Source organism: Morganella sp. GD04133 (assembly GCF_029835375.1).
GTDB classification, from domain to species: Bacteria; Pseudomonadota; Gammaproteobacteria; order Enterobacterales; family Enterobacteriaceae; genus Morganella; species Morganella morganii_B.
In genome coordinates this window covers 1-1,201 of record NZ_JAODZS010000093.1, presented here as the reverse complement: position 1 = coordinate 1,201, position 1,201 = coordinate 1, and the positions used below count along the sequence as shown (strand labels likewise).

At 56.5% G+C, this 1,201-nt stretch carries 1 protein-coding gene; it reads right to left on the bottom strand.

Translation table 11 applies throughout. The annotated features are described in order from the left end of the window. Positions 1 to 85: 85 nt before the first annotated feature. On the bottom strand, positions 86 to 1,201 hold a 1,116-nt coding region (locus N7387_RS21220), incomplete at its 5' end, for a DUF4123 domain-containing protein (protein WP_279800948.1).

Below are 1,201 nucleotides of genomic sequence, written 5' to 3'. Positions count from 1 at the left end.
CGCGGCGCGGCCTGATTAACCGCCTCCACCATTTTACGGAGGTGTTTCTCTTCCGGGGTTAAAACATCAGAACTGACATGTTCAGTCATACGGGGACTCCCTGCGCCTGTATACAAAAGGCATAACAATGATAATTAAATAACACCTGGTTGTGCTGATAAGGCCGTGCATGCTCACAGGCACGTTCCCAGAGCGCGGTATCGTGACGGCACAGATAACGGGCGGATAACCGGTACATTAATGCCTGCATCCGGGTGACTCCCGCCAGAAAGCTCAGGTTGGCTTCACGGATAAGATAACTGTCGGAGACGGTTTCACCGCCGTCCTGTTCCGGTGCGGACCCGGCACCGTGCTGCTCAATCAGCTGCCGGGTTTTTGCCAGGGTACTCATCAGGGTCAGCCGGGCATAATGACCGTAAAGCCGCTCATTGATAAACAGCGCTTCGCGCCGCCCCGTACCGGTAACACCGGCAGAAAAGGTGATGGTCACCCCCTCCGGATATGCCGGGCTGTACCCCGCAAAAGCCGTCACGCCCCCGGCGACACTGAGCAGCTGCCCGTGTGTCAGTGATTCAGCAAAGGGAATAAAATGGCGGACATCATAAAACCGGAAAAAACTCCAGCTGCCGGTGACCTGATTTCGCAGATACGTCATCCTGCGTAACTGCCGGTGCATTTCCGGAAAGGGTTTGCTGCTGCTGATAAAAAAACCGGCGGCGGCTTTATCCGGCAGGTTCTGACAATGAGCCAGAAACTGTTTCCCCGCACGATCCGCACGGATTTGCACCAGATACGGCGCACGGTCGGCAAGACTTTCCTGCGTTTCCCCCTGATACAGCGACTGCCACGGCAGGTGAGTGCCGAGCAGCACCGGAACAAGGTGCTGTCCGGTCTGACGGTGATATTCACCGCTGTCGATCACCGCAAAAAACGGGATACCCGGGATAAACCCCGGCGGGCCGGGCTGATAATGAATATCACCGTTTTCCGACGGCAGCGGACAGGTCAGATTATGTTCACCGGTTAATACGGCGGGCATTCCCTCATCATGCTGGCGAATAACCTGCCGCAGTAACGGTAACTCCGGCTGCTGACTCTCTCCGGCATACGCTGTCAGCGGCTCCAGGGTATCGTACTGAGCGGCACTGTAGTGTTCCGGCTGCGCTGAAAAATACCGGCGCATATTGCGGATGGCCTGATC